This is a genomic window from Marinobacter piscis, from assembly GCF_007671655.1.
GTDB classification, from domain to species: Bacteria; Pseudomonadota; Gammaproteobacteria; order Pseudomonadales; family Oleiphilaceae; genus Marinobacter; species Marinobacter piscensis.
This window is the reverse complement of record NZ_VCGX01000002.1, coordinates 865,828-878,706: the sequence shown is the minus strand read 5'-3', so window position 1 is coordinate 878,706 and position 12,879 is coordinate 865,828. Positions and strand designations below refer to the sequence as shown.

The window sequence follows — 12,879 nt, the reverse complement described above, 5'->3', positions numbered from 1 at the left end:
AATGACATGCAGCATAGTCCAACCCGCCCGGGCGGCCGTGGCCAGCATCTTTATGATGCTGGCTGTGGCGGCCTTGGCGGGTTGCTCGTTTCAGCCAGAGGAAAAAGTCTGGGAAATCTCCGGCCAGATGTTTGGCACCCGCTATCACATCAGTGTGGTGTTGCCAGAGGATCAGGAGCGGATGGAAGCACTCGCCCAGGGCATTGAAGACGCGCTCGAAGGTGTGGATGCCTCTATGTCGACGTGGAGAGAAGACTCTGAACTGTCACAGTTCAATCGCCTGGAAGACCAGTCAGACTGGACATCCGTTTCAGACGCACTGTATGAGGTGTTGGCTCGCTCCCAGGAAATTTCCGCACTGACCGAAGGCGCGTTTGACATTACCATAGGGCCGGTCGTTAACCTTTGGGGGTTTGGTCCGGACGGTCGGCCGGTAGAGACACCGACAGAAGAAGAGCTTGCCCGGAAGCTGGCAGAAACCGGGTTTGAAAAACTGTCCTTGAGGGCTGATCCGCCGGCACTGAAAGCGTCTTCACACCAGTACATCGACTTGTCCGGCATTGCCAAGGGCTATGGGGTAGATGTCGTTGCACGCTATCTGGACCGCGAAGGGGTTGAGGCTTACCTGGTCGAAATTGGCGGTGAAATACGCACACAGGGCCAGAAGCCGGATGGCAGTGTGTGGCGGCTGGCGATCGAGCAGCCCGCTGAGAAGGGGAAGCAAACGGTTAACCGCATTGTTAACCTGCCTTCGATGGCAATGGCAACGTCCGGGGACTATCGTAACTATTACGAATCGGAAGGGCGTCGATTATCCCATACAATAGACCCGGAAACTGGACATCCGATTGAGCATCACTTGGCGTCTGTTACGGTTATCACCGACGACAGCATGACAGCGGATGCATTGGCAACCGGGTTTACAGTTATGGGTTACGAGCGTGCAAAAGCCGTTGCAACCCGGGAAAACATTCCCGCTTATTTTATTATCCGGACGGATAATGGTTTTGAGTCTCATCAGACTCCGGCCTTTTCGTCTTATGTTACTCAGTAAGAGGTGGCACTATGGGTACCTTTCTCCTGGTTTTTATGATTGTGGTTTTGCTGGTTACTGCCATGTCCGTGGGTGTGATCTTCGGCCGTAAGCCAATCAGTGGCACCTGTGGGGGTATTGGCGCACTGGGTCTCAGTGCATCCTGCGATATCTGCGGCGGCAATACCCAGAAATGTGAGGAAGAGAACCAGCGCGTCGCCTCGGAAGCGGCAGCGCCTGAAAGCCTGGCTTATGATGCAGCCAGCACAGAACGTACGCGCTAAGCCCCTGGGCAGGTTCGGATAACTACAAATTTTCAGACGTAGATAAGGAGTTACTGCGCGTATGGCGGAACATCATTATGATGTTGTCGTTATCGGTGCTGGACCTTCCGGAGAAGGTGCAGCAATGAATGCGACGAAGCATGGCAAGCGTGTTGCCATGGTAGACGATAAACCGACAGTGGGAGGAAACTGTACCCACTGGGGCACGATTCCTTCGAAAGCGTTGCGGCATTCAGTCAAGCAGATCATTACTTTTAACACCAATCAGATGTTCCGGGATATCGGCGAGCCTCGCTGGTTTTCATTCCCTCAGGTGTTGCAGAATGCCCAGAAAGTGATTGGCAAGCAGGTAAAGCTGAGAACCCAGTTCTACTCCCGTAACCGTGTCGATCGCATCAACGGCCGTGCCCAATTCATTGATGGGAACCGGCTGGAAGTGCGTGGCAATAACTCCCTGGAGACTCTGTACTTCAAGCAGGTAATCATTGCCACCGGCTCACGGCCTTATCTGCCGCCGGATGTCGATTTCCGCCATCACCGGATTTACAACTCGGACACCATCCTGAATCTGTCCCATACACCGCGCACGCTGATTATTTACGGCGCAGGTGTTATTGGCTCCGAGTATGCGTCTATTTTTGCCGGGCTCGGTGTAAAAGTTGACCTGATCAACCCGGGTAGCCGCCTGCTGTCGTTTCTTGATGACGAGATTTCCGATGCGCTGAGTTATCACCTGCGTAATAACGGTGTACTTGTTCGCCATAATGAACAGTACGAGTCGGTAGATGGTGATGACCACGGTGTGGTTCTGTCTCTGCAATCCGGCAAGAAGATCCGCGCCGATGCATTTTTGTGGTGCAACGGCCGTACGGGGAACACCGACAAGCTGGCGCTTGAGAATATCGGGCTGGTACCGAATAGCCGTGGGCAGCTGTCCGTTGATGAGCATTACCTCACGGAAGTTGAAAACATCTATGCGGTGGGGGATGTGATCGGCTGGCCCAGTCTGGCAAGTGCTGCCTATGACCAGGGCCGTTCGGCGTCTTCTGATATTGTAGAAGATGATTACTTCAGGTTTGTCACCGATGTGCCCACCGGCATTTATACGATTCCGGAAATCAGCTCCGTAGGCAAAACCGAAAGGGAACTGACAGAGGCCAAGGTGCCCTATGAAGTGGGGCAGGCGTTTTTCAAGGACCTTGCCCGGGCTCAGATTACCGGTGAAGCGGTGGGTATGCTGAAGATACTGTTCCATCGTGAAACACGGCAGATTCTGGGTATACACTGTTTTGGTGACCAGGCGGCCGAGATTGTTCACATCGGCCAGGCCATCATGAACCAGGAGGGTGAGGCCAACTCGCTCAACTACTTCATCAATACAACGTTTAATTACCCGACCATGGCGGAAGCGTATCGGGTTGCGGCGTTGAACGGGCTCAACCGGATTTTCTGATCCGGGCTGGCCCAGCTTCAGCTGGCGGGCAAGGAAGCGTTGCCCGCCACGATGTTTTCCTCCCGCTCAGGCAGCAGCAGACCAGAACGTGCACGGTTATCAAAGTACAAAAGAGTGCTTGTAGGATAATCTGTAATGACGCTGTCGACCCCCATGGTTTCCAGCTTGAGCATGTCCTGAATACCATTAACTGTCCAGCAGGACACATGGATACCTTTGCGCCTGGCGCTTTCCACAAGAGCCGGTGAGCACAACTTCCAGTTAATACAAAGGTAGTCACATCCGGAGCGCACAGCCAGTCCGAGAGGTTTGGGGAAGCGCCTTTCTGCAACCAGGCCCGTTCGGATGCGGGTGTTGCGCCTGCTTATTTCCCGCAGAAGCCAGGTGTCCGATGAGGTAACCGCTGTCGTCTGATAGAGGTTGCGACGCTGAATAATTTCGGTTAACCGGTTGCAGAGGATGTTCAGTCTGGCACGGCTGTCTTTTTTGACCTCAAGTTGCACATGCTCAAGGTCCTCAAACTCATCCAGAAACGCTTCCAGCGAGGGAATACCCGCCTTTACCGGCCATGCCCGTGTTTTCGGGCGGGTATCCATGGCTGCGAGCTCTGCAGCCGTATACTGGCTGACATTGCCTTTGCTTTCAGTAGTGCGATCGACTGTCAGGTCGTGCAGCAGTACCGGTACGCCATCTTTGGACAGCACCAGATCCAGCTCAAAATGCCGCACTCCCTGCCCGTAAGCAAAGCGAAAGCCGGGCAGGGTGTTCTCGGGGGCTTCACCTTTTGCCCCCCGGTGTCCGTAGACAATCATTCGGGTGTTTCACCTCTTAAACGTTGGTAAATAGCCTGGCGCTTTTTCCAGGTGTCGTGGCACAGCTGTATGTCTTCCAGGTACGCCGGCAATTCGTTCATCAAGAGTGCCTGAGGCCCGTCGACCAGCGCTTTTTCCGGCTTGGGGTGGAAGTCCACCAGCACCATGTTGGCGCCTGCAATCACGCCCTGGGCAGTTGCATGCATCACATCCAGAATGCCTTCCGGGGATTTTGCCCGGGTGCCCACAGAGTGCGAAGGATCGACGCAGACCGGCATGCGGGTAAGGCGCTTGACCGCTGGTACATGGGCGAAATCCACCATGTTCCGGTGGGGCTGGCCAGCCTCGGTTTTCATACCACGCAGGCAGAAAATAACATTGGCGTTGCCTTCACTGGCCAGGTATTCCGCCGCGTTGAGGGACTCATTCAGGGTAATGCCAAAGCCGCGCTTGAGCAGAACCGGGTAGGTTCTCTGCCGGCCAATGGCTTTCAGAAGCTCAAAGTTCTGAGTGTTGCGGGTGCCCACCTGCAGCATAACGCCGGTGGGTCGTCCCAGTTTTTCCAGACAGGTATCAATTTCTTCAATGTGGCTTTCATGGGTAATTTCCATAGCCACCACTTTAATGCCGTGTTTACCAGCTTTTTCAAACACCCAGGGCAGACATCCTTTGCCGTGCCCCTGGAAAGAATAAGGGTTGGTGCGGGGCTTGTAGGCCCCCATGCGGGTACATACCTGACCATTATCTTCCAGCGCCTGCAGCATTGCTTCCACATGCTCGGGCGTATCCACGGCGCAAAGCCCGGCAAACACATTGAGGCCGGACTGGTTGAAGTCCACACCATTGTAATGGAAACCGGTTTGCCGGTTGTCATCCCGGTGGCGGCCCAGAATGCGGTAATCTTCAGAGATACGTATGGCGCGCTCAACCGCAGGAAGGGCTTCAATCTCCTCCTTGTTGAGCGGTTTGGTGTCGCCCAGCAGGTATATTTCAGTCAGGCGCTGGCTAGCGCCCTGTATCTCGTGTACCCGTACAGATACCCCCGGCAGATGTTCCAGATAATGCATTGTCTGGCGGTAGGCGTCGCCGTCCAGAGGGGTATCCGGGTGAAGAATGGCTAGCATGGGTGCTCCTTTATTATATGTACCGGCTAAGCGCCCGCACTCTCTGCCCGGTGCCGGGCCTGGACGAACTCCCGGTGGTTAAGGTGTAGCAGGTCTGCAATACGGCGAATAAGATGTTCTTCGTACTTGTCCACGCGCTCATCCGCCAGGGCAACCATCCAGATACTTTCCAGCAGCGCCTGTTTGCGCTCCTGGTTCAGATGCTCATTGATTTGCCCGGTAAACTCGTACAAGGATGTGGCATCATCTGCGTGGGATAGTGCGTCTGCAAGGATATCTTCTGCTTCTTTTCGCGATACCCCGTGGGCCTTTATTGCTGCTTCTACAATCGCCTGAAGTTCACGCTCATCTTCGTCGTTATCAACCCGCGCAAGCTGAACCATCAATGCGGTTGCTGCAACCGCAAACTGATGGGGGCCAGGCTGGTTCGGCTCCGCTTCCGGAGCGCTGAACAGGTTTTTCAGACTTTCAATCATAATCCGATACGATCATTGGTGTGCATTAAAAGTGCATTAAATCGCACTCTGTGTATCAGGCCGCTCTGGCAGCCAGCTGACGGACCCGGGCTTCCAGCTCAATCTGGTCGGCCGTGAACCGGCGGATACCATCTGCAAGCTTCTCTGTGGTCATGGCGTCTTCATTGAGCTCCCAGCGAAAACGCTTTTCATCCATCACTCCGACGCCATTTTGTGAGGTGGCACTCGCCGCCGACAGTTGTTGTTGTAGCGTGCCCTGATCGTCCTGCAGTTCCTGCAGCAGCGCCGGGCTTATGGTGAGGCGGTCACAGCCTGCCAGCATTTCGATTTCTTGCTTGTTACGGAAGCTGGCTCCCATAACCACAGTGCTGAATCGATTGGCCTTGTAGTAATTATAGATCCGGGCAACCGAGAGTACACCCGGATCTTCGGCTGCCGGGAAGTGGTCCCGGCCGCTGTTGGCAAGGTGCCAGTCCAGTATACGGCCAACAAACGGCGACACCAGGTAGGCGCCTGCCTGAGCGCAGGCAACCGCCTGAGCAAACGAGAATAAAAGGGTGAGGTTACAGCGGATGCCTTCCTGCTCAAGAATCTCGGCCGCGCGAATGCCTTCCCAGGTGGAGGCAATCTTGATCAGAACCCGGCTGGTGTCCACACCTTGCTGGTCATAGAGTTCTATCAGACGGCGCGCCCGCTTGACCGTGGCGTCGGTATCAAATGACAAGCGCGCATCGACCTCAGTGGACACCACGCCCGGTATCAGACCGAGTATTTCCTGACCCGCCAGAACTGCCAGTATATCGGTTGCCCGGCTTAACTGTTCAGCATCCGAGCCACCCTGCCTGCGAGCCATGGTTACGGCACGTTCAAGCATGGGCCGATAGGCCTCAGATGCCGCCGCCTTGAGCAGCAGCGAGGGGTTGGTGGTGGCATCCTGGGGCCGCCATTGGGCAATGGCATCCAGGTCGCCTGTATCTGCCACCACAGTGGTCATGGTTTTCAGTTGCTCAAGCTTGTTGGTCATTTGCGATGTCATCCTGATTGATATTGTTGTCTGCACACCCAGTTCCCGGGTGCGGGCTGTGCTTCTACAATAACGGGCTGCAAAGGTCGGGACAAGACAGCAAAAGGTTAGAGGGCCGCAATTATGCGTTAATGTTGCATTCAGACGCTGGTGGCAGCCTCTGTTTGCGTCCGGGGTAGCCTGACTTTGTCCAGAGCTGTCTGAACCACTTCCAGGCCTGCTCCGGGCTTATGGGCGTTTTCGCTGATATGGCGCCGGAACTGGCGACCGCCGGGCATACCGTGAAAAAGGCCCAGCAGGTGTCGCGTTATATGGCCGAGAAAAACACCCCGGTCCAGTTCGCTCTGAATAAACGGGTACATCGCTTTCAGCGCTTCATGACGTGAAGTCACAGGTGTTTCCGAATTAAAGAACGCCGGGTCCACTCCGGCCAGCAGCCAGGGGTTATGATAGGCCTCACGCCCAAGCATCACACCATCTGTGTGTTGCAGGTGCTCATGACATTCACTGAAGGTTTTGATACCGCCGTTGATAATAATCTCAAGATGCGGGTACTTCTGCTTCAGCTGGTATACCCAGTTGTATTTCAGGGGCGGAATGTCCCGGTTTTCCTTCGGGCTCAGACCTTCCAGAACCGCAATGCGCGCATGCACAATGAACGTGCGACAGCCGGCTGCACTGACTTTATCTACAAACTCGCACAGGTCTTCCCAGGACTCCCGGCCATTAATACCAATACGGTGCTTAACCGTTACCGGCAGGTGCGTGGCTTCGATCATGGCCCGTACACCTTCTGCCACTTTATCCGGGTGCTCCATCAGGCAGGCGCCGATCATATTGTTCTGGACCCGGTCACTGGGGCAGCCAATGTTCAGGTTTACCTCACTGAAACCGTACTGCTCAGCCAGACGCGCGCAATGAGCGAGCTCCCCGGGATCACTGCCACCAAGCTGAAGAGCCAGTGGGTATTCAGCCGCATTATGGCGCAGTAAGCGCTCGGTATCACCGTGAATCAGCGCCCCTGTGGTGACCATTTCTGTATAGAGCAGCGTGTGCCTGCTGAGCAAACGGGCAAAATAACGGTAATGTGGGGTGGTCCAGTCCATCATTGGCGCAACGCAGAAGCGTCTGGACGGTTGTGCGCCAGGCTGCCCGGTCGTTGAAAGGCTGCTTTCAGGGGAATCTAACGGTGGTTGTTTGCTCATTTTCTGGTCGTTTATTGCTTAATAAGACGCGAATAGAGGAGCGATTCTATCAGGAAAGCACACCCCTTTGGATTATCGGATTATTCTGATGGTTATTTGGTTTGTAAGTCACCGTAGGCAGTGTCCTCGCTATAGGATTCCGGGGACAGGTTGCAAAGCTCTGCCAACGTGAAGCGAAGCTCCAGCAGGTCAATCGGTTTTGGCAGACAGGCGTTAAAGCGCTCTGAAGCACTTGCACCAAGCCCGGGATGATTATTTTGTGTCGCAGAAAGCAGGATAACAGGCACATCCGGCCATTGGGCTTGCGCAATGCGAAGTACATCGGAGCCGGAGCCGTCTGGCAGATAGTAGTCTGTAATAATCACCCCGGGTGCTTTACGGGTGCTGTTTACAGTTGCCGCAAACGCTTCTGCGGTTGCAAAAAGCCTGGTTTCATAGCCTATGTCCGTGAGCTCCCTGTCCAATAGCTCTCTCACTTGTGATGAGTCTTCAACAATCAGGGCTTTTTGGCCGTGAGCATCAAACACAGGCAGTAAATCCTGTGTCGCCGGCAGGCACGTTGGGGCAAGCTGCTCGTCTCCGGCCACGTAGGGAATTGTGCAAGTGGCTATTGTTCCTTTGCCGGGCTCGCTTTCCAGCTCCAGGCTTCCGGCCATGTTGTCGACCAGCTCAAAGCAGATTGCCAGCCCCAGCCCGGCTCCTGGGTTACTGCCAGAGCCCTGATAAAACGGCGTGTAAATTTTTTCTAGCTGTTCGGCAGGAATACCCTGACCTGTATCACTTACACGAAAGACAAGCGATTGCTTCTGGTTGGTGTTGCCGGTGACAGCAACGGATAAAGAAAAGCGGCCATTCGTTGTGTACTTGGCAGCATTGTCCAGGAGGTTGAGCAAAATGCGCTGCAATTGTTTGCTACTGCAGCGAATAACCGTAGGAAGGTCGGTTTCGATTTTAAGCTGAAAGCGGTTGTTTTGCTTGCTGGCAATGATATGGGCGTGATTGACCAGATTGTCAATAAAGGCGATCAGGTAAATATCCTGTAGCTCATCGTTCTCTGTCAGGTCGCGGGCATAATCGACCAGACCGTCGATCAGGTCTTTCATATACAGCGCCCGGTCCTGAATCACCTGCGTTGCTTTTTGGGCACTTACTGAGTTTGCGGCCTGAAGTTGCGCGTAACCCAGAATGGACGTTAACGGTGACCTTAAGTCATGGGTCACCTGTCCCAGGAAGTTTACTTTTGCCTGGCTGGCTTTACGGGCCGTTTCGAGGGCACTGTTCAGGTCTTCGGTACGATCTTTGACGGCCTGCTCCAGAGCCTGCCGGCTTTTGGCTCTCTGAATATTCAGTGCCTGCGTGGCTCTTTTGATAAGGTATTTCTGTTGCCAGCTATAGGTAAGTATCAGGGCCAGCGCCACTGCAATCTCGATATAAATCCTGGCCGCCGTGAAGGCGGAGGTGTAATAAAAATTGAACGTATAACCGACCAGAAGAAAAACCGAAATGGCCCAGTAAATTGACAGCAGAAGCAGTATGGCGAGTTGCCCGGTATATCGGGTGCGAAGGGCGGGCCTGATCATAAACAACCAGCTGGATGCATACAGGCCGGTGAGCAGAATTCCCAGGTTCCGGATACTGACACCATCAAGTACGAAGGTGAGGCCAGCCATGATGAATGCCGGAATTGCTGTCAGTACGAGAAAAATTCGCCAGCCTCGGCTCTTGTTCAGCCCCAGCAAGAAAACGGAGGTGACCAGGAACAGCTGTTCGGTGAATATCCACGCAAAAGTTCTCAGGTTGAAAGAGTAATTTTCAAGAAAGCTCAGTAGATAGTTACTGAAAAAACCATTCTTTTCTGCCTCCAAAACAAAAGCCATCAACAGCCATGTGCCAGTCACCATCAGGCTTACGTTGAACTGTAGAACCAGGATCACCAGTAGCATGATTATGCCGGCAAACAGAGCGACCTGGAATATTCGGTTGGCATTGATGTGTTGGGAATAGGAGACAGGGTCCCAGTTTTTTACGCTGATAAAAGGCAGGCTGTCGCTGTAAATTTTCATGAACAGCTGTTGAGTTTCACCGGCATTGAGCTGCACCGGGATGACGGTTTTACCATTGCTGACGGAACGTTCCTGAAGCGGGACTGCCAGCCCTGTGGTTTTCTGCCGGAGGACTTCGCCGGTCTCCGGATTGAGAAAAAAAGCATCTACCTGATTTAACCGCCAGGGCTCCAGAACCAGCCAGCGAATCAGCGGCTGATCACTGCTGTTATGCAATACAGCTTTTAACCAGGTTGTCGTGTGCTGGCGGGGCGCATCCAGAGTGTCTTTGCCTGGCTGTATCCACCCTGTTGCTTCACGTGCATCACTCAGTGTTTGAATGCTTTTGTTACCGGAAACTGCGAGCATAGCGCCGGTCAGTTCACTGCTGTCAGGAACTTCAGCCAGATCGATAGATGCGTTTGAACCGAGGCTGTCGGCCAGAGCAATTGATGACAGGAAAAGGCAAAGCGTTGTGATAACTGCGGCAAGTGCTGCCGTCCAATTGCTGTAGCTCAAAAACATGGTTCCTGAAATCAGTTGTGCTGTTGACGAAAATCTCTGGGAGTGAGCCCAAACCGCTCTTTGAATGCGGTGGCAAAATTTGCGCTGTCTCTGAACCCAACCTGAAGCGCAATGTCCTGCACGGCAAGCTGTGTTTGCTGGAGTAAACTTCTGGCTTCTTTCATTCGCTCCTCCCGAAGGTACTGATAAACAGTAACGCCGGCGCAAGCCCTGAACGCACTGTTCAGATGTTTGCTGTTTGTGCCTGTCAGCTTTTCCAGTTCTTGCATTGGTGGTGTCACAGACAGTGATTTCAGAAGGTGGGTGCGTGCGGAGTGAAACACTATAAAATGCCGGTTTTTGACTGAAGGTGCTGCGTGAGCCTGGCCTTCGTCACGTTCCGGCATGGCTGTCCGGTTTCTGAGGTGTATAGCCAGACGCAATTTAACTTCATCAAAGTCAAAAGGCTTGTTGATGTAATCAACGGCACCTGCAAGCAGGCCTCGAATACGTTGCTCCGGCCAGGTAAGACCCGAAATAAATACGACCGGGGTATTGCTGGTGTTCGGATCCTGAGTGATGATTCTGCAGGCATCTACACCGCTGCAGCGGGGCATGTCCGAGTCCATCAGGATCAGGTCCGGATTGAGTGCACGCGCTTTTTCAATACCTTCCAGGCCGTCTACTGCATAAAATAATCGGCAGTTATAACGCTGAAGGTAAGCGGACAGCAGCATGCGATCGGCTTCTTCATCGTCAACAATCAAAATGCGTCTATGCGTTAACGTCCTCATCCTTTTCCTTATGTTCTTGCAGCCCGACTCTGCGGCATCCCTGGGCTTGTCGGCATAAGCTTATAGCTTAACAGTATGTAGCGTTCTGCGATTGTGCTCAATCAACAAAAAGTCGCGGGGTGTCTGCAAAGGCCGGCAGGTTTCGAAGCTGTAAGTAAAAATACTGCCGGCGGGCACAGGTTTTTGCGCGCAATCAAAGGTTCTCTGTCGCCAAAGACGTTACGCTTAATTAATCCAATTATTTTCAGGATGTTGCATTCGTCTTCCATTTAACAAAACCCGCGTACTGACTGTGTCCGTGTCAGGCAGATTGCCTGTGCCGGATTGCCCAGAGGATATTATGGCCAGAATACCGACCGTTGCCAAACTTGCCCTGACATTTACATTTGGCTTTAGCACAGCTGTTGCAGCAGCCCCAGCCTCGCAGGATGACTTGCTGGGCGTTGTGCAGGAAACACTGGAGAATAACCCGGAACTGCAAATGCGTCTGCATGCGTTTCAGGCATCGACTCACGATCAGCGGGAAGCCTTTGGTGGCTACCTGCCGTCCCTGGATCTCAGTGCTTCCGGAGGCATGGGCGATCGTGATTTTGACGGGCGTGGCAGTTACAACCGCAATTATGCCGAGGTTTCGCTGACGCAAGTGCTGTTTGACGGCTTTCGGGTGAGAAATGCAGTTGCCAAAGCAGAGCACACCAGTCGTGCGCGTTATTATGAGCTTCTGGACGAGGCAGAAACCAAGGCGCTGGAAGCCAGTGAGGCTTATCTGAGCGTACTCAGGCACCGGGAGCTGGTTACTCTGGCTCAGGAAAACGTGGCTAACCACCAGCGGGTGCAGCGCCATGTGAGCGAGCGCTTTAACCAGGGTGTGAGTAATCGGGCCGACCTGCAGCAAATTGATGGCCGCCTGTCTCTTGCCCGGTCTAATCTAATGACCGAAATCGCTAACCTGCAGAGCGTAACGGCACGCTTTCAGCGCCTGGTCGGGCGTTTTCCGGCGGAGCATCTGACCCCGTTTGACGTGCAGGATCAGGCCGTACCCGACAACCTATGGCAGGTACTTGAAACAGTGTATGCCAATAACCCGGCCCTGTTTGCAGCATTTGAAGAAATTCAGGCGTCCGAAGCGTCCTACGGAGAAGCAAAGGCCGGGCGTTATCCCACCATTGAGTTTGGTGCCCGTCATGGCGCCTACAAAAACAACAACAGCTTTGATAAGCGAACAGATCCGGATACCTATGGTGAAGATACGGTGATTGAGCTGCGTATGCGTTACAACCTGTATCGCGGCGGCAGTGACCGTGCTGCGGAGAGGGCAGCCGATCGCCGCATCAGCCAGGCAGAGAGCATGCGTGACAGAACCTGTGTTGATTTACGCCAGACCGCGACCATTGCCCATAGCGACGTGCGTAACCTGGAGGTCAAGCTCGACTCTCTTGCCGCCCATCGTGAGGAGGCTGAGAATGTGCTGGCTGCGTATCGCGAACAGTTTGATATCGGGCGCCGTTCCTTGCTGGATGTCCTCGATTCCGAAAACGAGTTTTTCCAGGCTGAGCGGGCCTATATCAACGGTACTTATGATGTAGAGATAAACCGTTTGCAAACTCTTCACAGCATGGGGCGCTTGCTGGAGACACTGGCTGTTGACAGTGAAACACTGCCGGATCTGGGTGAAATCAACAAGTCGGTTAACCCGGCAAACAGCCGCTACTGCACACTTCCGGATGACGGTGACACAAGTTTTGACCGCTATCTGGAGACAAAAGAATCTGAAGAGATGCTGAGCCTTGGCAGTGACACCCTGTTTAATGTTGGCAGTGCTGAACTGAAGCCAGAAGCGGTAAGCCGTATTCAGCAGTTTGCTCAGCGCCTGCTCGAGCGGGGCACGCTTAAGTCGGTCAGTGTTGTTGGCCACACGGACAACACCGGTTCCGATGCGCTGAACCGCGAGTTGTCTCTGGCCAGAGCCACAGCCGTGCGCGATGCACTGATTAACAGCGGTGTTGATGACACCGTGATACTGGTCTCCGGCGCGGGGGCGTATCAGCCCAATGCCAGCAATGACACGGCCGAGGGCCGGGCACTGAATCGTCGTGTTGAGGTGCGCGTAACTCATGCCAGAAACTAA

Annotated in this window: 11 protein-coding genes; 4 read left to right on the top strand and 7 right to left on the bottom strand. The window is 53.9% G+C overall.

From position 1 onward, the window contains the following. Nucleotide 1 precedes the first annotated feature (1 nt). The 3 genes from FFI95_RS09675 (at nucleotide 2) to sthA (ending at nucleotide 2,770) form a co-directional block, all read left to right on the top strand. Complete coding sequence (locus FFI95_RS09675) at nucleotides 2-1,054, top strand: FAD:protein FMN transferase (RefSeq protein WP_144822195.1); 1,053 nt, start codon at nucleotides 2-4, stop codon at nucleotides 1,052-1,054. Between the two features lie 11 nt (nucleotides 1,055-1,065). Beyond that, nucleotides 1,066-1,317, top strand: a complete 252-nt coding sequence (gene nqrM, locus FFI95_RS09670; RefSeq protein ID WP_144822194.1) for a (Na+)-NQR maturation NqrM — start codon at nucleotides 1,066-1,068, stop codon at nucleotides 1,315-1,317. A 61-nt stretch (nucleotides 1,318-1,378) separates the two neighbouring features. Further along, nucleotides 1,379-2,770 carry a Si-specific NAD(P)(+) transhydrogenase gene (sthA, locus tag FFI95_RS09665; RefSeq protein ID WP_144822193.1) on the top strand — a complete coding sequence of 464 codons (1,392 nt, stop codon included), beginning with the start codon at nucleotides 1,379-1,381 and terminating at the stop codon, nucleotides 2,768-2,770. 17 nt (nucleotides 2,771-2,787) lie between these two features. On the opposite strand, the gene FFI95_RS09660 is transcribed toward sthA, so the two are convergent. From FFI95_RS09660 to FFI95_RS09630, 7 genes are all read right to left on the bottom strand, one after another. Further along, on the bottom strand, nucleotides 2,788-3,582 hold the full coding sequence (locus FFI95_RS09660) for a glycerophosphodiester phosphodiesterase (RefSeq protein ID WP_144822192.1): 795 nt from the start codon (nucleotides 3,580-3,582) through the stop codon (nucleotides 2,788-2,790). Beyond that, nucleotides 3,579-4,706 carry a 3-deoxy-7-phosphoheptulonate synthase gene (locus tag FFI95_RS09655; RefSeq protein WP_144822191.1) on the bottom strand — a complete coding sequence of 376 codons (1,128 nt, stop codon included), beginning with the start codon at nucleotides 4,704-4,706 and terminating at the stop codon, nucleotides 3,579-3,581. Before FFI95_RS09655 ends, FFI95_RS09660 begins: the two co-directional genes overlap by 4 nt. Nucleotides 4,707-4,732: 26 nt before the next feature. Next, nucleotides 4,733-5,182: a tellurite resistance TerB family protein gene (locus FFI95_RS09650; RefSeq protein WP_144822190.1), complete on the bottom strand. Its 450-nt coding sequence runs from the start codon at nucleotides 5,180-5,182 to the stop codon at nucleotides 4,733-4,735. Between the two features lie 55 nt (nucleotides 5,183-5,237). Beyond that, on the bottom strand, nucleotides 5,238-6,206 hold the full coding sequence (gene tal / locus FFI95_RS09645; protein ID WP_144822189.1) for a transaldolase: 969 nt from the start codon (nucleotides 6,204-6,206) through the stop codon (nucleotides 5,238-5,240). Nucleotides 6,207-6,346: 140 nt separating this feature from the next. Then, nucleotides 6,347-7,411 (bottom strand): tRNA dihydrouridine(20/20a) synthase DusA, encoded by a 1,065-nt coding sequence (gene dusA, locus FFI95_RS09640; RefSeq protein WP_144822188.1) that lies wholly within the window; start codon nucleotides 7,409-7,411, stop codon nucleotides 6,347-6,349. 92 nt (nucleotides 7,412-7,503) lie between these two features. After that, nucleotides 7,504-9,972, bottom strand: a complete 2,469-nt coding sequence (locus FFI95_RS09635) for an ATP-binding protein (protein ID WP_186311992.1) — start codon at nucleotides 9,970-9,972, stop codon at nucleotides 7,504-7,506. Between the two features lie 17 nt (nucleotides 9,973-9,989). Beyond that, on the bottom strand, nucleotides 9,990-10,751 hold the full coding sequence (locus FFI95_RS09630; RefSeq protein ID WP_144822186.1) for a response regulator transcription factor: 762 nt from the start codon (nucleotides 10,749-10,751) through the stop codon (nucleotides 9,990-9,992). A gap of 340 nt (nucleotides 10,752-11,091) precedes the next feature. Between FFI95_RS09630 and FFI95_RS09625 the strand changes: the two genes are divergently transcribed. After that, nucleotides 11,092-12,879, top strand: coding sequence for a TolC family outer membrane protein (locus tag FFI95_RS09625; protein WP_144822185.1), 1,788 nt, complete (start codon nucleotides 11,092-11,094; stop codon nucleotides 12,877-12,879).